Genomic DNA, 17,510 nt, shown 5'->3' with positions numbered 1-17,510 from the left:
ACTGACACTGTTTCATTAAAACGCAAAATTGTTAACCTTGTGTAAATATTATATTAAGTTTTTTTGGTAGTAACTTTTCTATATGTTTTTTCTGTCTTTCTGACTGATATTCTTCTGCAATTGGGTCTGTTACATAATCCACTATTAAGTCAAATTCATTTTTCTTGTCAATTAACTCCAACGTTTCTATGCAATCAGTATTTGAAACATTTAATGCATTAGCGAATTTTATTATTCCACCTAGCTTTTGAATGAGTTCAATTTCATTATCTTTAAACCAAGATGTTTCTTTTACATAAAACTTAAGTAATGATTTATTTTTAAAACTTGCAAGAAGCGCTAATTTCACTCTATCTCTATGTGAGAATCCATTAATACTTGAATTTGCTATAATATAATAAGTATGTTGAGAACTAGAATCCGCATCAATAAATGCACCTAAATAGTATAAATATGCCGCTTCTTTCAACAATTTTCTGTCTTCATTAGAAACTTCAAAATCAGTTATTTCTATCACTTTATTAAGTAAATCTTCTGCTAATCTCATACGCTGTTTACCGTTAGAAGGATTTATATTATACTCATTTGCTAAATATCTTAAAGCATCTGTAGTCACATTATCTTTATTAAACGATTTTGGGAAATCTTCTTTCAACCTTGTCATAACTAAACCTTCACGTAACCCTTTTCTAGAAAAAGTGAAACGAGTTGCATCTGTTATATCATAAAGCGTGTTAAATACAATAGAACTTGGAATAATAATATCTGTACGATCTCTACTTAATCCATCTAAATCTTTTAAATCACTTTTATCTGATTTTTTTAATTCATCATACACTTCTTCTAAATCTTTTTTAGTCATATCATAACCATGTACCCCCGCAATAGGATAGTTATTTAAAGACTGATGAATACGTGCATTATTTCGTGCTGAACCACCAATTCCAATAATTGGAACTTTTTTATCTTTTATCCATTTTTCAGATTCAAATTGTTCTTTAACGAATTTTTCACACTTTTTTATCGCATTTTTATCATTGTGATCTTTATCCACGAAAAACATTTTTTCTAACGTTACAACACCAAAAGGAAAACTAATCGCTTCTTTTAATTTCTTATTTTCAAAATAAGTAACCTCTGTTGAACCACCACCAATATCTACAGTTATACCGTTTTCAATATTTAGTGTATGTGTTGCTGCATAAAATCCATAAAAAGCTTCATCTTGTTCTGGAATAATTTCGATATCAAGATTAGTTTTGGATTTTACGCTTTCAATTATTTGATCTACATTTTTTGATTGTCTAACTGCTGCAGTTGCTGCAGGGACAAGTTCTTCAACATGAAATTTTTTAGCTACTTTTTTAAAACTATTTAAAGTTTCTACTAAAACGTTAATGCCTTCTTCGTTCATATTTTTATCTTCATCTAAAAATTGACTTAGACGAGCAGGTGTTTTAATATTTTGTAGTTCATTTAATCCTGTTTCTACTGAATACTCAAAAATAACAAGTCTTATTGTATTAGAACCTATATCTATTAATCCTATTCTTTTCATAAATTTCCTCCAGGAATCTATATATTTATACACAAAAAGGTGCTGCCATAGCACCTTTTTGTGTTCTTAATATTTATGTCTTACAGATGCTACTATTTTTTAGAGCTTATCATATCTTCAGGTTTAATCCATTCATCGAATTGTTCTTCTGTTAAATGACCAGATTGAATGGCTGATTCTTTTAAAGTTAGTCCATTTTTGTGAGCATTTTTTGCAATAGCTGCTGCATTTTCATATCCAATATGTGGATTTAAAGCAGTAACTAACATTAAAGATTGATTTAAATATTTATCAATATTTTCCTCGATAGGTTCAATACCAACAGCACAATTATTGTTAAATGTTTCGATACCATCAGTTAATAAATAAATTGATTGTAATGTATTATACAAAATAACTGGCTTAAATACGTTTAATTCAAAGTTACCTTGTGAAGCAGCAATACCTACTGCTGAATCATTTCCAAGGACTTGTACTGAAACCATAGTTAACATTTCACATTGAGTTGGGTTTACTTTACCTGGCATAATTGATGATCCTGGTTCATTTTCAGGAATAGAAATTTCAGCTAAACCAGCTCTTGGGCCAGAAGCTAACCATCTAACATCATTTGCAATTTTCATTAAATCACTTGCTAAAGCTTTTAATGCACCATGCACATAAACTACTTCATCATGTGCAGTTAAAGCATGGAACTTGTTTTCAGAAGATACAAATGGATAACCTAATTGTTTACAAATTTGTTTAGCAACTTTATCACCAAATTCAGGATGTGCATTTATACCAGTACCAACAGCGGTACCACCGATTGCTAAGTTCAATAATTGACCTTTAGATTCATTTAGTAGTGATTCACATTTATCCAACATATATCTCCAACCACTAACTTCTTGTCCTAAAGTTAATGGTGTCGCATCTTGTAGATGAGTTCTACCAATTTTGATAATATCTTTAAATGATTCTTCTTTATCTTTAAAAGTATTTCTTAACGTACTTAAAGCTGGTAATAATTTAGATTCAATTTCATGATATAAAGCAACGTGCATTGCAGTTGGATATGTATCATTTGAACTTTGAGACATATTTACATGATCGTTTGGATGAACACTATCATCTGAACCTTTTTCTTTTAAGTATGCATTAGCTACATAACTTACAACTTCATTAACATTCATGTTACTTTGCGTACCACTACCAGTTTGCCATACAACTAATGGAAACTGATCGTCTAGATTTCCTTTTAAAATCTCATCTGTTGCAAAAACAATTGCATCTTTTTTATCATCTGATAATTTACCAAGTTCATGGTTTGAAATTGCTGCTGCTCTTTTCAAGTGAGCAAATCCATATATAACTTCAATAGGCATTTGTTCTTTTCCTACTGGGAAATTTTGTTTACTTCTTTGTGTTTGCGCTTTCCAATACTTATCGCTTGGGACTTTAATTTCACCAAATGTATCATGTTCAATTCTGTAACTCATTGTAATTACTCCCCTTTATTCCTTGTAGTCATCACTCATTATTCATCTTTATTATATCTTATACAGCCTATGATTTAAACTCTCAGTTGTCAGATAATTTAAATTATCATAAAAAAAGGAGTGGAACCGAAATCTATTCTATTAATAAAAGATTTCGTCATCCCACTCCCTATAAAATATAATGCATTTTATGAATCTTGTGCTTCTTTCTTTTCTTCATATGCTTCATCATTTTGTTCTGAAATTTGTTCCATTTCTTTACCTAGTTCTTTTACATCTTCTAAGTCTTGAACCATTTCATTTTCTTCTTCTGGCTGTTTATTCAATATATTCACCTTCTTATGAAAATTGAATTGAGAAGTAAGATCTAACATCTTCTGGCAATCCTTGTGCCGCTTCATTGTCTAATATAACTGTTACCATTCTATGTTGTTTTAATTTTGCTGATTCAACTGAGCCGTTAGCTGGTTCTTCATACAACTTGCTAACTGCTTTTGCTTTTTCTTTACCTGTAACTAATACAATGACTTCTCTAGCTGGATGAATTGCTTGATTATAATCTAATCCAGTTCTGCTATCTTCAGTTAAAGTCACAACATCTAACATCAATTTATTTTTCTTTTTGTCAGTGTTTACTTTTTCTTTAATGAATGATTCTACATCACTACCAACATCTGTTTTTAAAACTTGCTTAGCTGGTACACCTAGTTCAGTATAATAATCTTCTTTACCATCAAAATCCAAAATGTGTACTTGACTAAAGTTTACTGGATTTTTCTTAACATCATCTAATAATTCATCGAAAAATGTTGTATTCTCTGCATCTAAGTGCACGCCAACTACTGAAGTACTATCTGAATTAAATTGTTTGCGAACTACGTCTGCAGCGTAACGTGCAGCGATATCTTTCGTTTCAAATACTTTAAAGTTTAAAGCCATTTTGTCCACTCCTCATTTCAACTTATCTATTTTCAAAAAATTAATCTTTAATCATTATTTATAATATACCCTTTTTTAATAGTAGTTAAAACATTTAATTCTGAATCAACTACAACAAAGTCTGCTTGCTTGCCAATTTTAATAGAACCAAGTCTATCATCTACATTTAAACGTATAGCTTGATTTAAACTTGTTGTGCGCCATGCTTCTTCAAGTGACACGTTTGCAAAGTCCATCAAGTTCTTTAAGCCCTTATTCATTAAAAGTATGCTTCCTGCTAATGAACCATTTTCTAGTCTTGCCTCATTATTTTTCACATAAACATCTTGACCACCAAGATCGTATTTTCCGTCTGACATTCCTTTTGCTCTCATTGCATCAGTTATAATACAGAAGTTCTCATTACCTTTTGCCAAATAAGCTAATTTAACCGCTGCTGGATGTGAATGCACACCATCGACAATAACTTCAGTTGTTAGTCTTTCATTAGTCAGTGCTGCTCCAAATACTCCAGGTTCTCTATGCGTAAAAGTTGTTTGTGCATTATATAAATGTGTTACATGTTTAAGTCCATAATTTACCGCTTCTTCAATCCCGTTATAATCGGTAACTGTGTGTCCTGCAGAAAAAATAACGTCATTGCTTAAATGTTTTATCGTTTCTTTTGCACCTTCTACTTCTGGAGCAATTGTTACTATTTTAATATTCCCGTTTGATTTTTCTTGGAACTCATTAAATTTTTGCACTGTGGGTCTTGCAACAAATGCTGGATTCTGAGCACCAACTTTATGTTCAGAGATAAATGGACCTTCTAAATGTACACCTAATATTTCTGCGCGCTTTTCATCTAGCGGTTTATACTTCGCAACATTTTCCAATGCATCATTAACTGCATCTGTTGACTGTGTCATAGTAGTAGCTAAAAAGCTTGTTGTTCCTTCTGATAATAATTTTTCAGATAATACGTTTAAAGTTTCTGGAGTAGCATCCATAGCATCTTGACCATAACCACCATGTATATGTATATCAATAAAACCTGGTATCAAATGTTGTCCTTTTAAATCTACAACACGAGCATTACCTTTATAGTCACCTTCTTGAATATCATAAATAAAGCCATCACGCACTTCGATATATCCATTTTCAATCTTTGTTTTTTCAGTATAAACTTGTGCATTTTTTAAAATATAATTATCCATTTGTATGTCTCCTTAAAAATGTATTTAAATATTCCCCTAATTCGTTTATAATAAAGATAACATAACATTACGAGGGGGCTAATTAAATGAACACGTTATTAATTTGTATGGTTGGTGTAGCATTTATTACTGCGATGTTAACTGCTGGTCGCGATTCTAAAGACTATGGTCTTAAAGAAGAAGATTTAAATAAAGAACTTGAATCTTTAAAATCAAATAATTAATAACTGAGACCATTTGGCCTCAGTTTTTTTTATGATAAATTAGGATAATTTTGTTGTCTTAAAGCTTCATAAATTAAAATTGCAGCAGTGTTAGATAAATTTAATGATCTTACATTTTCATTCATTGGAATTCTTAAAGCCGTATCTTTATATTTTTCTTTAATCCAATCTGGAAGACCAGTCGTTTCTCTACCAAACACAAAATAATGATCTTCATCTAAACTACTATAATCAAATTCAGTGTGTGGTTGTGTACCAAATTTAGTTAATAAATAATAGTTTCCACCTTCTGTTTTCTCAAAAAATTCTTCAACACTATCATAATAAACAATATTTACGAATTTCCAGTAATCTAATCCTGCTCTTCTTAACATTTTATCATCAGTACTAAAACCTAAAGGTCTTATTAAATGTAAAGTTGTATCTGTTGCTGCACAACTACGTGCAATATTCCCTGTATTTGCTGGTATTTCTGGTTGATATAAAACTACATGATTTGTCATATTTTATTTTCTCCTAATCTCTAATCCTTTTATCATTTCTTCTTGAACTTCTTCAATTTCACGTTCATAGTGCGACATTATAAATGATCTTGCTTCTTCACCTTGAATTTGTCCAATTGCCCAAAATGCTGTACCTCTTATCATTGGTCTAGGATCTGTTAATGCAACATCTTTCAAATCAGGTATTGCACTTTCTTCATTAAAATGTGCAAGTGCAACAATTGCATTTCTTTGAATCGGTTTCTTTCCACGCCATGCACCAGCTAAATGTCCATAAGTATTCTTAAATTCTTTGTTAGACATTTTTAATAATGGAACTAATCTAGGCTTCAAGACTTCAGGTTCTAAGACGATATCATCTTGTTCTGTGTTAATCCCTCTATTTCTTGGACATACTTGCTGACATGTATCACAACCATATAGTCTATTACCAATTTTATAACGATATTCATCTTTTAAATATCCTTTAGTTTGCGTTAAAAAGCTGATACATTTTTGACTATTTAATTGTCCATCACCCACTAATGCTCCAGTAGGACATCGATCTACACATATATTACAATCACCACAACTATCGATAACCGGGTCGTCAGGTTTAAATGGGATACTCACTAACATCTCACCTAAATAGCTCCATGTCCCTAAATCTTCATTTATAATAAAGCCATTTTTACCTGCAAATCCTAAGCCAGCTCTTTCAGCAACAGCTCGATCAGATAGAACACCTGTATCAACCATCGATTTCACTTCTACATCTGGTACTTTCTCTTGTAGGAATAAACTGAGTTTATCTAGTCGATTTCTCATAATCGTATGATAATCTTGACCCCAAGAAGCTCGTGCAAATAAACCTCGTCTGTCACCTCTTACACTTTTAGGTGCATCTTTTAATTTATTAGGATAACCTACTGCAATAGCAATTATTGATCTTGCAGATGGTAAAGTGAGTTTTGGAACTGTTCTTAATTCAATATCACTTTCTTCAAAACCAGACGCATAGCCCTTTGAGTGATAATCTTCTAATTTCTGTTTTAATTCATCAAAGGGATCTGCCGTTGTAAATCCAATGCTATCAATTCCAATAGAATGCGCGTAATCTATTACTTCTTGTTTCAATAAATCTAAATTCAAATTGATTCACCTCACTATCAAACATGCTTATATATTTTAACATATTTATATGAAAGTTTTAGATTTTAAAGTTATTTAAAACAAATTAAATCTTGAATATAAACAAAAAAGCTGCCAACAAAGATAGTGAATTTGTTGGCAGACTAATCATGTTGAATTGTTATATCTTTAAGAAGTAATCGTAGTACCTATTTCATTTGATATCGAACTCTTTAATAAAGCATGTTCTGATGATCCAGAAATAATTTTTACGCTTTTACAACCATCTTTTATAGCTGAAATTGCACCAGTAACTTTAGGTATCATTCCACCATATATTTCAGTCGTTTCAATATAATTATTAATATCTCTAATACTTAAGTTAGCTTGAACTTCATCTTTAATGAGTACACCTGGAATATCACTTATTAGAAATAAATCACCTTCCATTTCACTTGCAATTTTATAAGCTAAACTATCAGCATTAATATTGTATCGTTGTCCACTGATACTATCTATACCTATAGGAGCTACAACTGGGATACTATTTGAACAAATAAGTTCAAGAGCAGCTTTGTTAACTGAAGAACATTCTGCAACAAAACCGTATTTAGGATGAAGTGGTTCTATATCAAATAAATTCATATCTATTCCATTAACACCTATTGCTAATGGTTCATATTGATTGATTTGAAATACTACTTGAGGATTCACTTCACCTATCAATGTACTAGAAGTTTGTAGCAACACTTCCTCATCAGTTACACGTAATCCATCTACAAATTTACTTTCAACTCCTATTTTACTAAGTTGCTTATTTATAAATGGACCTCCACCATGCACGATTATGGGTACATAATTTTGCTTTTTTAAAGTGAGAATATCTTCAATTATTGATTTGTTAAGATTATTTAATATACTTCCGCCTATTTTAATTACTGCATACTTCACTTAAAGACCTCCAATTAGGTTCTATATAATGCATTAATTTTCACGTAATCATAAGATAAGTCGCACCCAAATGCTGTAGATGTAAAGGATGAATCACCAATCTTAGCATTGATTTCAATAGTATCCTGCTCCATTTTAGCTTTTAAATCTAACTCATCAAATGAAACATTCATTCCTTTGCTAACCAATAAATGATCACAGAGCCATACGTCTATATCAGTTGGATTTATCGTAATATCAGCATATCCAATTGCTGAAATGATTCTGCCAAAGTTTGGATCTGCTCCATGAATAGCCGTCTTGACTAGACTAGAACCGACGATTGTTTTAGCAATAATATTGTTTTGTTCTTTTGTTTCGGCACCAGTAACTTTAACTTTTATTAATTTCGTTGCACCTTCACCATCCCTAGCAATACTTTGTGCTAAATATCGACTTACATGTTGCACTGCTTTAGCAAATTTATTCCATTCAGGATGTTGCTTACATAATGGTTGGTTATTACTTTCACCATTTGCTAAAAGAATAACCATATCGTTAGTACTTGTATCTCCATCAACAGTAATCATATTAAAAGTTTCATCAACAGATTCTTTCAATAAACTATTTAAATCTTCAACTTCTACGTTTGCGTCTGTAGTCATAAATCCTAACATAGTAGCCATATTCGGATGTATCATACCTGATCCTTTACAAGTTCCACCAATTGTTATCACTTCATTATCAATAGTCACTTGTACAGCTATGTGCTTGGTTTCTTTATCTGTTGTTAAAATAGATTCATTAAAATTTTCAGAATTAAAATCATTTTGTATATCTATATTATTAACGCCATACTTTATTTTTTGCATTGGTAAAAATTCGCCTATTAAACCTGTTGAAGCAACTGCAATTTCATGTTCTGGTATTTGTAATTTTGATGCAGCCCATTTTTGAGTTTGTTTCGCATCTTCAACACCTCGTTTACCTGTACAAGCATTTGCTATTGCAGAATTAATGATTACTGCAGAAAGTTTATTATTAACACTTATACTCTCCTCTGTAACTTGTAATGGTGCAGCTTTGAAAGCATTTTGTGTATATACTGCTGCACAATTAGCTGGAACTGATGAAAATAGCCAACCAAAATCTTTCTTTTCTCTACGAAGGCCCACGTGTGTTCCACCTGCTACAAAGCCCTTAGGTGTCGCAACGTCACCTTCTTCTATAATTGTCAATTCAGAGTCAATTAATTGTTCAGTTTCTTCTAACATCAAATTCCTCCATTTCTAAGGATATACTGGTAATAAATTCAAACCTTTATCTTCATTAAATCCATATAAAATATTCATGTTTTGAATTGCTTGACCACTTGCACCTTTTACTAAATTATCTATTACAGTTACAATTACAGCTTTATTTCGTTCTTCGTCAACGTAAATACCTATATCGCAAAAATTACTACCTAATACTTCCTTAGTTTTTGGAAATTCACCTATTTTCCTAATACGGACAAATGGTTTATTTTGATAGGTTTTTATATACATTTTATGTAATGCTTCTTCTGATATTTGTTCATTTAAATCAACATAAATTGTAGCCAGTATGCCTCTTGTCATAGGAACAAGATGTGGTGTAAACATTACTTTAATATCAGATCCTGATAATTTTGATAAATATTGCTCAATTTCTGGCGTGTGTTTATGTGTTCCTAATTTGTAAGCAGAGAAATTCTCATTCGCTTCTCCATAATGAACATTCTGACTTAAACTTCTACCTGCACCAGAAATACCTGTTTTAGCATCTATAATTATTGATTCCTTATTAATTAAATTGTTTTTTAATAGTGGATGTAGAGAAAGTAAAGTCGCTGTTGGAAAACATCCTGGATTAGCAATAATTTTAGTTGAATCATTGTTTATATCGGACCACTCAGCTAAGCTATAATTAGCTTTATCAAGTATGCTTTGTTCAGCTGGTTTTTCACCATAATATTTTTCATATAATGCTGGATCTTTTAGTCTAAAATCTCCTGATAAATCAATAACTTTTATTCCTCGTTCAATTAATTTAGGAATAAAATGTTTACTCACATTTGATGGCGTAGCAAAAAATATTAAATCGCAATCTACTTTATCAACATCTAAACTTGAAAATGGTACATTAATATTGTCTTGCAAATGTGGAAATGTTTCTTTAATGTCTTCCCCAGACTTAGAATGTGAAAATACATATTTAATATTCACTTCTTTATGTTGTTTGAGTAATCTAATTAGTTCAATTGCACCATATCCACTTCCTCCGACTATACCTATTTCTAACACGAAAACACCTCTTTTATTTTTTAGTATTACAATACTTTAGATAAAAATTGTTTCGTTCTACTATTTTGCGGATTATCAAAAATTTGTTCAGGTGTACCTTCTTCTTGTACAATTCCTTCATCCATAAAAATGACATGATCACTTACATTTTTAGCAAAGCCCATTTCATGTGTTACAACTACCATTGTCATGCCTTCTTTAGCTAAATCTTTCATAACACTTAACACTTCCCCAACTACTTCGGGATCAAGTGCTGAAGTTGGTTCGTCGAATAAAATAACTTCTGGATTCATAGCTAATGCCCTCGCAATAGCGACACGCTGCTTTTGTCCTCCAGAAAGTTTTGAAGGATAAACATCCGATTTATCTTCTAATCCAACTTTTTCAAGCAACTGATGAGCTTGTTTTTCTAATTCAGATTTATTTCCTTTTTTTAAAGTCAAAGGCGTTAAAGTAACATTATCTATAACTTTTTTGTGAGGGAACAAATTAAAGCTTTGGAACACCATTCCCATTTTTTGTCTTAATTGATCCAGCTTTGCTCCCTTAGTATTCGTTAGATCATTGTTTTCAAAAATAATTTGACCTGAAGTAGGATCTTCTAATAAGTTTAAACATCTTAATAGCGTACTTTTACCACTACCTGATGGACCTATTATGGCAACTACTTCTCCTTTTTCAATATTTAAATTAATACCTTTTAATACTTCATTTTTACCAAATGTTTTGTGTAAATCATTAACTTTAATCACTGACACTGAACCTCCTTTCAGCAATATACATCACTCTAGATAACGTAAACGTTAAAATGAAGTACAATACTGCTGCTACTAACAATGGTGTGAATGGATCAAACGACGCACCTTGCACAACTTGTGCATTAAACATTAATTCACTAACACCTATTACTGATACAATAGATGATTCTTTAATTACAGTTACGAACTCATTACCTAAAGCTGGTAGTATATTTTTAATGGCTTGAGGCATAATAACTTTTTTCATAGCTTGTGATTTGTTTAAACCTAATGATCTTGCGGCTTCCATTTGACCATTATCAACTGCATTAATCCCTGCTCTAATAATTTCTGCTATGTAAGCACTACAGTTAATAATAAGCGCGATAATACCACAAATAAGTGCAGATAAATCTAAACCAAGTACTGCTGTTGTACCAAAATACACTAAAAATACTTGAACTAATAAAGGCGTTCCTCTTATAAATTCTATATAAACTGATGCAATAGATTTTAAGATTTTACTGTTGCTTAATTTCATCAATGCAAAGAAAACACCAATAAGTGCACCAGCTACAACTCCTAAGAATGATAATAGAATTGTATATCCAACACCATGTAAGAAATAAGATCCATATTTGCTAAAAAATGATCCATCATCAAACATTGCTTCTGTGGCTTTATCTTGATAATCTTTTATCAAATTATTATCTCGAACTTCTTTAACACTTTTATTGACTCTCTCCATTAATTGAGGAGAATCTTTAGGTAAAGCGATGGCAGTTGTTTTATCTGCATCAGAAAAATCAACATCTGAATAAGTTAAATTTGGATTTTTCTCTAAATATGCATCTGCTACAGGACCTTCAATAATCATTCCATCTACTTTTCCTGAATTAAGTGACATAATAACTTCAGGTACCCTTGCAAGTGAGCTCACTTGAGAGTCTGGCATTTCAGTTTTTGCTAATTCTTCTTGAGTTGTTTGCTTTTGTACTCCAATCATTTTTCCTTTGAAATCTTCAATTGTTTTTAATTTATCTTTATCTTTCTTTTGAACAATTAGTCTTTGCTTAACTTCCATATAGTGATCTGAAAAATCAACTTCTTTTTTTCTTTCAGGAGTCGGTGCCATACCTGAAATAATCATATCTATTTTCCCAGTTTTTAAAGCACCTAATAAACTATCAAATTGCATATTCACTATTTTAAGCTTTATACCATTGTCTTTCGCAATTTTTTTAGCTAGCTCAATATCTATACCTGCATACTCACGCTTTCCATCTTTGGTATGTTCAAATTCATATGGTGCATAATCTGCTGATAAACCTACTCTTAGCTCGCCACGTTCTTTAGCTTTTTCCCACTGGTCAGTTTCTTGGGCGTGTGACTGTTTGGGGACTAAATATGGAATAGTAAGTAGTAAACAAACTGTTATAAGTACTACTTTCACAAATAAATTTCTTTTCAAAGTTGTAACCTCCTGAATTAATAATATTCATTATTATACGCATTTATGTAATTTTATGCAATGCTTTTTATAAAAGTTTTTGAATGGTTATTCATTTAGTCGTTACTAAATATAATCTCATTTTAAAATCAAATTTTTGTAATCACTGTTATAACACTATTGAAAATAACTAGCACTGATTTAATGCACTTATAAATGTGATATCAATATGCAAATTTATGAATAATGATTTATTCTACCTCACTTTATGAAAACAAACAATATATTTTCATAATATTCTAATAATTATAGTTGAATTTATATATAAAATGTAATATAAAAAAGCGTCCTCTAACTGAGGGCGCTTTTTAGTATTCAATTCTTATGCATTTTCTTTAAACAAAAACATTTCCTGATTATATTTAGGCAATAATTTCAAACATAATCTATGTACAATATAAGCAAATACAAATGGTATAACAAAGTACGCGAATATTAAAAGAACTATATTTACGATTATTGAGCCGTCCATATATTTTATTGCATTAGCTGGACCAACAAAACCTGTATATCCGAATCCTGTTGACATAGGTGTTCCTTTTATTCCTACAAAATACGTTAGCAAACCACTCATTAACCCATTAATGATCAACGGTATTGCTATTATTGGATTTTTAAAGTAGACAGGTATCATCATTTTTGCAGCACCAATAATAAGTACGATATTAATCCCTTTATCATTTACTTTCCATGATCCCATTAAGAATGTTACACATGCCGCAACGATTCCCATATTACCTGCACCTGAACTTAGACCTTCTAATCCTACAGCTGTTGCAATTGCTACCACTGAAATTGGAGTGACCATAAGGAGAGCATATGTAATTGCTATCAAAATACACATTAACAATGGATTTAAAGTCGAGAATTGTTCTATTAATTTTCCAATGCCTTTTGTTACATTACTTACATATGGCAAAGTAAGCATTCCAATAAAACCACTAACTACCGAAATAAATATTGGCATAATTAGCATATCTAAAGAACCAAATTTACCTTTTAATTTAATCATTAAATAACAACTAATGATTAATACAACTATTAAATTGACCACATCACCAATACTAACAAACATAAATTGGCCATTTTGGACTTTCACAGCACCTGAACCTATTAATCCAGCTGCCCCTATCATCACGGCATCTGTAGCTTGGAATTTAAATTGATTAGCTACAATTATTCCTATAATAAAACTCATAGCATATTGCATAAGTAATAAAGCTTGGTTAAACATTTCAAGTACAGGGTGAAACTGTGATAAGTAACTAAATAAAACACCTAATATTGCATTTGGTATAAGCGCAATAACAATACCTACACCTATACCATTTAATATGTTAAAGAAAAATTCCTTTACAGTGAAATGTCTATCCATAAAATTCCTCCATATTTAAATATGTATTAATCATATATGAGTTTATTTTAATAGACAATCACATTTTTAATTTTAAATAATTGTACCTTGATGAAATCGCATTTTCCACTGGTTATTTTTTCTGATCCACAAAGTACTTCTATTCGTTAATACATTATCCGTCTCATTGAATAATTTATATGTAACCAATACAATGCCTTTTTGAATCTTGTCAGTTACAAAGTCACTAATTTGATATTCAAAAGTATGTAAAGTGCTGTTTTCAATATCATTTTTATAAATGACTCTACCCGACTTTCCAATCTCTTTGAAATTATCATCAAGTAAATCTAGTATAATGTTATAATCTAATCTATTATTTGCGTTTAAATGAGAACATTCCAGTTCAAAAAATTGTTGTTTAATAAATTTCACCTACTTTATAATTTAAAGATAATTTTTAAGTTAATATGCTAAAATATTTATATAATATATAGTATAAATGAGGGGGAATCCGAATGACAAATCTAAAAGAAGTCGCAAGAAAAGCTGGTGTTTCTCCCAGTACTGTTTCAAGAGTAATTAATAACCACCCTTATGTAAACGAAGAGAAAAGGAATAGAGTACTCCAAGTTATAGAAGAAATAAATTATATACCTAACATTAATGCCATACATTTAAAAAAAGGTAAAACAAACTTAATAGGTGTTGTTATTCCTTTTTCTAATCATCCTTATTTTTCTCAGCTAATACAAGGTATATCAGAAGAAGCAATTAAATTAAACAAGAAAATTGTACTTTTCCAAACTTCTTATGATAACGACCAAGAAATAGACGCTTTAGAAATGCTTAAACTAAAACAACTAGACGCCTTAATTATATGTTCAAGAAATATTTCATTAAATATAATCGAACAGTATGTTGAATATGGTCCTATCTCTATTTTTGAAGATATAACACATTCTAAGCTTCGTACAACCTATATAGATCACTATAAAGCCTTTTACACGGCATTAAACCATTTGTACGAACATGGACATCGAAATATCTCATGTGCTATTAATAGAAAGAATAGTACAAGTTCATTATTAAGGATTGCAGCTTATAAAGATTTTTGCAAAGAAAAATCACTAACTTTCAATAAAAAAATGATTTATGAAAATTATGTATTACTAGAAGATGGTTATATACTTGCTAAAGATTTAAATAAATCACCAACTCCCCCATCAGCAATTATAGTTTCAGGTGACAACACTGCTGCTGGTCTATTACTAAGTATAAACAATGATGCAAAAGAACATTTATCTATTATTGGCTTTGAAAATCATAAAATATCAGAGATGCTTAATTTGACAACGATAGAAATACCACTTATCAATATAGGCAAAAGTCTCTTTAACCAATTATACGATAATAATATAACACATCACTTTTTTGAAACTAAATTAATAAAAAGAAATTCTGTAAAAAATATTAATTGTTGACATGAAATGCATTTCATAGATTATCCTTTATTTAATCACATATCTTAGGGGGTAATTTAAATGAATAAACAAAAAGTCGGCATTGATGGGTGTAACATTACTTCAGAAATATATGTAGAATTAGTTCAACACACAAGAAATATTGACATAGTAGCGTGTGCAGATGATAATTTAACAAAAGCAATTAATATGAAAGATAAATACGGAATTCCAAAAGTAATGACAAGAAGTAAGTTGTATAATGATCAAAAAATTGATTATATTATGAAACTTTAAATTGCAGGTTAGTAAAAGAAGAAGACAGTAATCTAATGATGAAATTATAAAAGGCTGAGACAAATTAATTGTCTCAGCCTTTTTGTTATAAGTACCGGTGGTCGGGTTCGAACCGACACGTCCTCAACGGACACGGGATTTTGAGTCCCGCGTGTCTGCCAATTCCACCACACCGGCATAATTATATTTCCTACAAAAAAATCTTCCCAATGGAAGAAATAATGGAGCGGAAGATAGGACTTACACCTATATCTCATTCCGGGAAGGAATGTATTCTAAGAGTTGAAATACTCCCGCATTTTAATAATTAGTAGTTCTGAAAAATAATGGAGCGGAAGATAGGATTTACACCTATATCTCATTCCGGGAAGGAATGTATTCTAAGAGTTGAAATACTCCCGCAAAATATTAATGGAGGCGGCAACCGGATTTGAACCGGTGAATAGAGGTTTTGCAGACCTCTGCCTTACCACTTGGCTATGCCGCCAGACTACTGGGCTAGCTGGATTCGAACCAGCGCGTGACGGAGTCAAAGTCCGTTGCCTTACCGCTTGGCTATAGCCCATTAATAAAAGTAAGGGCGGCTGATGGGAATCGAACCCACGCGTGTCGGAACCACAATCCGATGCGTTAACCACTTCGCCACAACCGCCATGGCAGGGGCAGTAGGAATCGAACCCACATCAAAGGTTTTGGAGACCTCTATTCTACCGTTAAACTATGCCCCTATTAAATTATAAGAAATATGGTGGAGGGGGGCAGATTCGAACTGCCGAACCCGAAGGAGCGGATTTACAGTCCGCCGCGTTTAGCCACTTCGCTACCCCTCCGATAGATGGTGCCGGCCAGAGGACTTGAACCCCCAACCTACTGATTACAAGTCAGTTGCTCTACCAATTGAGCTAGGCCGGCATAATGTTAAAAGATGGCTCAGGACGGAATCGAACCGCCGACACAAGGATTTTCAGTCCTTTGCTCTACCGACTGAGCTACTGAGCCATACATAAAATTTTAAAAAATGGCGGTCCCGACGGGAATCGAACCCGCGATCTCCTGCGTGACAGGCAGGCATGTTAACCGCTACACCACGGGACCTAAAATAATAATTGCGGGAGGTGGATTTGAACCACCGACCTTCGGGTTATGAGCCCGACGAGCTACCGAACTGCTCCATCCCGCGATAATAATAATTTAATTTTACAAATATAATGGCGGAGGAAGAGGGATTCGAACCCCCGCGAGCCGTTAAGCCCCTGTCGGTTTTCAAGACCGATCCCTTCAGCCGAACTTGGGTATTCCTCCACTATATAAGTATGGACCTTGCAGGACTCGAACCTGCGACCCAACGGTTATGAGCCGTTTGCTCTGACCAACTGAGCTAAAGGTCCAAAATTTAAAATATGTATTTCATATTCAAAATTTTAATGGCGGCAGAGGGGATCGAACCCCCGACCTCACGGGTATGAACCGTACGCTCTAGCCAGCTGAGCTACGCCGCCGTAATAATATTATTTTAAATGGTGGAGACTAGCGGGATCGAACCGCTGACCTCCTGCGTGCAAAGCAGGCGCTCTCCCATCTGAGCTAAGCCCCCATTTAATATGTAACTTTTAAAGAGTCGGGAAGACAGGATTCGAACCTGCGACCCCTTGGTCCCAAACCAAGTGCTCTACCAAGCTGAGCTACTTCCCGTAACCAAAAATGGTCATTACGCGCCCGAGAGGAGTCGAACCCCTAGCCTCTTGATCCGTAGTCAAACGCTCTATCCAATTGAGCTACGGGCGCATATTAAAATGGTGCCGAGGACCGGAATCGAACCGGTACGGTAATCACTTACCGCAGGATTTTAAGTCCTGTGCGTCTGCCAGTTCCGCCACCCCG

At 32.5% G+C, this 17,510-nt stretch carries 16 protein-coding genes and 16 tRNA genes; 3 read left to right on the top strand and 29 right to left on the bottom strand.

Going from position 1 to position 17,510, the window contains the following annotated elements; all coding sequences use genetic code 11:
* Nucleotides 1–31: 31 nt before the first annotated feature.
* The 5 genes from ppx to nagA all read right to left on the bottom strand — a co-directional run bounded on the left by ppx (nucleotide 32) and on the right by nagA (nucleotide 5,177).
* Nucleotides 32–1,558, bottom strand: a complete 1,527-nt coding sequence (gene ppx / locus LQ668_RS10565) for an exopolyphosphatase (protein ID WP_078357632.1) — start codon at nucleotides 1,556–1,558, stop codon at nucleotides 32–34.
* Nucleotides 1,559–1,650: 92 nt separating this feature from the next.
* Nucleotides 1,651–3,039: a class II fumarate hydratase gene (fumC, locus tag LQ668_RS10560; protein WP_107509808.1), complete on the bottom strand. Its 1,389-nt coding sequence runs from the start codon at nucleotides 3,037–3,039 to the stop codon at nucleotides 1,651–1,653.
* A 188-nt stretch (nucleotides 3,040–3,227) separates the two neighbouring features.
* Nucleotides 3,228–3,374 carry an SAS053 family DNA gyrase inhibitor gene (locus tag LQ668_RS10555; RefSeq protein WP_239701513.1) on the bottom strand — a complete coding sequence of 49 codons (147 nt, stop codon included), beginning with the start codon at nucleotides 3,372–3,374 and terminating at the stop codon, nucleotides 3,228–3,230.
* 4 nt (nucleotides 3,375–3,378) lie between these two features.
* Nucleotides 3,379–3,978 (bottom strand): 6-phosphogluconolactonase, encoded by a 600-nt coding sequence (locus tag LQ668_RS10550; protein WP_107509807.1) that lies wholly within the window; start codon nucleotides 3,976–3,978, stop codon nucleotides 3,379–3,381.
* Between the two features lie 47 nt (nucleotides 3,979–4,025).
* Nucleotides 4,026–5,177, bottom strand: a complete 1,152-nt coding sequence (nagA, locus tag LQ668_RS10545) for an N-acetylglucosamine-6-phosphate deacetylase (RefSeq protein ID WP_078357635.1) — start codon at nucleotides 5,175–5,177, stop codon at nucleotides 4,026–4,028.
* Between the two features lie 86 nt (nucleotides 5,178–5,263).
* Here nagA and LQ668_RS10540 point away from each other — a divergent pair, with 86 nt between their 5' ends.
* On the top strand, nucleotides 5,264–5,401 hold the full coding sequence (locus tag LQ668_RS10540) for a hypothetical protein (protein WP_016913147.1): 138 nt from the start codon (nucleotides 5,264–5,266) through the stop codon (nucleotides 5,399–5,401).
* Nucleotides 5,402–5,430: 29 nt separating this feature from the next.
* Here the strand turns inward: LQ668_RS10540 and trmL are convergent, their stop codons facing one another.
* From trmL to LQ668_RS10500, 8 genes are all read right to left on the bottom strand, one after another.
* Nucleotides 5,431–5,904, bottom strand: coding sequence for a tRNA (uridine(34)/cytosine(34)/5-carboxymethylaminomethyluridine(34)-2'-O)-methyltransferase TrmL (trmL, locus tag LQ668_RS10535; protein ID WP_078357636.1), 474 nt, complete (start codon nucleotides 5,902–5,904; stop codon nucleotides 5,431–5,433).
* A 3-nt stretch (nucleotides 5,905–5,907) separates the two neighbouring features.
* On the bottom strand, nucleotides 5,908–7,035 hold the full coding sequence (gene queG / locus LQ668_RS10530) for a tRNA epoxyqueuosine(34) reductase QueG (protein ID WP_107509806.1): 1,128 nt from the start codon (nucleotides 7,033–7,035) through the stop codon (nucleotides 5,908–5,910).
* A gap of 168 nt (nucleotides 7,036–7,203) precedes the next feature.
* Nucleotides 7,204–7,965: an acetylglutamate kinase gene (gene argB / locus LQ668_RS10525; RefSeq protein WP_107509805.1), complete on the bottom strand. Its 762-nt coding sequence runs from the start codon at nucleotides 7,963–7,965 to the stop codon at nucleotides 7,204–7,206.
* Between the two features lie 14 nt (nucleotides 7,966–7,979).
* Nucleotides 7,980–9,218, bottom strand: coding sequence for a bifunctional glutamate N-acetyltransferase/amino-acid acetyltransferase ArgJ (gene argJ / locus LQ668_RS10520; protein ID WP_078357639.1), 1,239 nt, complete (start codon nucleotides 9,216–9,218; stop codon nucleotides 7,980–7,982).
* A 15-nt stretch (nucleotides 9,219–9,233) separates the two neighbouring features.
* Complete coding sequence (gene argC, locus LQ668_RS10515; RefSeq protein ID WP_239701486.1) at nucleotides 9,234–10,268, bottom strand: N-acetyl-gamma-glutamyl-phosphate reductase; 1,035 nt, start codon at nucleotides 10,266–10,268, stop codon at nucleotides 9,234–9,236.
* 26 nt (nucleotides 10,269–10,294) lie between these two features.
* A complete protein-coding gene (locus LQ668_RS10510) occupies nucleotides 10,295–11,020 on the bottom strand; it encodes an amino acid ABC transporter ATP-binding protein (RefSeq protein ID WP_078357641.1) in 726 nt (241 codons plus the stop codon).
* Entirely contained in the window at nucleotides 11,013–12,476 is a 1,464-nt protein-coding gene (locus LQ668_RS10505) for an ABC transporter substrate-binding protein/permease (RefSeq protein ID WP_078357642.1), read from the bottom strand. Before LQ668_RS10505 ends, LQ668_RS10510 begins: the two co-directional genes overlap by 8 nt.
* A 361-nt stretch (nucleotides 12,477–12,837) precedes the next feature.
* Nucleotides 12,838–13,890, bottom strand: coding sequence for a PTS sugar transporter subunit IIC (locus LQ668_RS10500; protein WP_078357643.1), 1,053 nt, complete (start codon nucleotides 13,888–13,890; stop codon nucleotides 12,838–12,840).
* Nucleotides 13,891–14,387: 497 nt separating this feature from the next.
* On the opposite strand from LQ668_RS10500, the gene LQ668_RS10495 reads away from it, so the two are divergent.
* Both LQ668_RS10495 and LQ668_RS10490 read left to right on the top strand, forming a co-directional pair.
* On the top strand, nucleotides 14,388–15,353 hold the full coding sequence (locus tag LQ668_RS10495) for a LacI family DNA-binding transcriptional regulator (protein WP_107510144.1): 966 nt from the start codon (nucleotides 14,388–14,390) through the stop codon (nucleotides 15,351–15,353).
* Between the two features lie 60 nt (nucleotides 15,354–15,413).
* Nucleotides 15,414–15,629, top strand: coding sequence for a Gfo/Idh/MocA family oxidoreductase (locus tag LQ668_RS10490; protein ID WP_107510143.1), 216 nt, complete (start codon nucleotides 15,414–15,416; stop codon nucleotides 15,627–15,629).
* Between the two features lie 92 nt (nucleotides 15,630–15,721).
* Here LQ668_RS10490 and LQ668_RS10485 read toward each other — a convergent pair.
* The 16 genes from LQ668_RS10485 to LQ668_RS10410 all read right to left on the bottom strand — a co-directional run bounded on the left by LQ668_RS10485 (nucleotide 15,722) and on the right by LQ668_RS10410 (nucleotide 17,414).
* A tRNA-Leu gene (locus tag LQ668_RS10485) sits at nucleotides 15,722–15,806 on the bottom strand.
* A 235-nt stretch (nucleotides 15,807–16,041) separates the two neighbouring features.
* Nucleotides 16,042–16,116, bottom strand: a tRNA-Cys gene (locus tag LQ668_RS10480).
* 6 nt (nucleotides 16,117–16,122) lie between these two features.
* Nucleotides 16,123–16,194 (bottom strand) — tRNA-Gln (locus LQ668_RS10475).
* A 14-nt stretch (nucleotides 16,195–16,208) separates the two neighbouring features.
* Nucleotides 16,209–16,281 (bottom strand) — tRNA-His (locus tag LQ668_RS10470).
* Between the two features lie 2 nt (nucleotides 16,282–16,283).
* Nucleotides 16,284–16,357: transfer RNA gene (locus LQ668_RS10465), tRNA-Trp, on the bottom strand.
* 18 nt (nucleotides 16,358–16,375) lie between these two features.
* A tRNA-Tyr gene (locus LQ668_RS10460) sits at nucleotides 16,376–16,459 on the bottom strand.
* Between the two features lie 6 nt (nucleotides 16,460–16,465).
* A tRNA-Thr gene (locus tag LQ668_RS10455) sits at nucleotides 16,466–16,541 on the bottom strand.
* A gap of 14 nt (nucleotides 16,542–16,555) precedes the next feature.
* Nucleotides 16,556–16,628 (bottom strand) — tRNA-Phe (locus tag LQ668_RS10450).
* A gap of 20 nt (nucleotides 16,629–16,648) precedes the next feature.
* Nucleotides 16,649–16,724 (bottom strand) — tRNA-Asp (locus tag LQ668_RS10445).
* An 11-nt stretch (nucleotides 16,725–16,735) separates the two neighbouring features.
* Nucleotides 16,736–16,809 (bottom strand) — tRNA-Met (locus tag LQ668_RS10440).
* 29 nt (nucleotides 16,810–16,838) lie between these two features.
* Nucleotides 16,839–16,931: transfer RNA gene (locus LQ668_RS10435), tRNA-Ser, on the bottom strand.
* 12 nt (nucleotides 16,932–16,943) lie between these two features.
* Nucleotides 16,944–17,017: transfer RNA gene (locus tag LQ668_RS10430), tRNA-Ile, on the bottom strand.
* A 37-nt stretch (nucleotides 17,018–17,054) separates the two neighbouring features.
* Nucleotides 17,055–17,128, bottom strand: a tRNA-Met gene (locus LQ668_RS10425).
* A gap of 19 nt (nucleotides 17,129–17,147) precedes the next feature.
* Nucleotides 17,148–17,223: transfer RNA gene (locus tag LQ668_RS10420), tRNA-Ala, on the bottom strand.
* Nucleotides 17,224–17,247: 24 nt separating this feature from the next.
* A tRNA-Pro gene (locus LQ668_RS10415) sits at nucleotides 17,248–17,321 on the bottom strand.
* Nucleotides 17,322–17,340: 19 nt separating this feature from the next.
* A tRNA-Arg gene (locus LQ668_RS10410) sits at nucleotides 17,341–17,414 on the bottom strand.
* Nucleotides 17,415–17,510 lie beyond the last annotated feature (96 nt).

The organism is Mammaliicoccus sp. K-M42, assembly GCF_022386375.1.
Lineage (GTDB): Bacteria > Bacillota > Bacilli > Staphylococcales > Staphylococcaceae > Mammaliicoccus > Mammaliicoccus fleurettii.
This window is presented reverse-complemented; position numbering and strand designations above follow the sequence as displayed.

What these genes read in the sequence shown, in the direction of transcription:
- ppx (WP_078357632.1), bottom strand. Translation starts at nt 1,558, where the DNA reads ATGAAAAGAATAGGATTAATAGATATAGGTTCTAATACAATAAGACTT.
- fumC (WP_107509808.1), bottom strand. Translation starts at nt 3,039, where the DNA reads ATGAGTTACAGAATTGAACATGATACATTTGGTGAAATTAAAGTCCCA.
- LQ668_RS10550 (WP_107509807.1), bottom strand. Translation starts at nt 3,978, where the DNA reads ATGGCTTTAAACTTTAAAGTATTTGAAACGAAAGATATCGCTGCACGT.
- nagA (WP_078357635.1), bottom strand. Translation starts at nt 5,177, where the DNA reads ATGGATAATTATATTTTAAAAAATGCACAAGTTTATACTGAAAAAACA.
- LQ668_RS10540 (WP_016913147.1), top strand. Translation starts at nt 5,264, where the DNA reads ATGAACACGTTATTAATTTGTATGGTTGGTGTAGCATTTATTACTGCG.
- trmL (WP_078357636.1), bottom strand. Translation starts at nt 5,904, where the DNA reads ATGACAAATCATGTAGTTTTATATCAACCAGAAATACCAGCAAATACA.
- argJ (WP_078357639.1), bottom strand. Translation starts at nt 9,218, where the DNA reads ATGTTAGAAGAAACTGAACAATTAATTGACTCTGAATTGACAATTATA.
- LQ668_RS10500 (WP_078357643.1), bottom strand. Translation starts at nt 13,890, where the DNA reads ATGGATAGACATTTCACTGTAAAGGAATTTTTCTTTAACATATTAAAT.
- LQ668_RS10495 (WP_107510144.1), top strand. Translation starts at nt 14,388, where the DNA reads ATGACAAATCTAAAAGAAGTCGCAAGAAAAGCTGGTGTTTCTCCCAGT.
- LQ668_RS10490 (WP_107510143.1), top strand. Translation starts at nt 15,414, where the DNA reads ATGAATAAACAAAAAGTCGGCATTGATGGGTGTAACATTACTTCAGAA.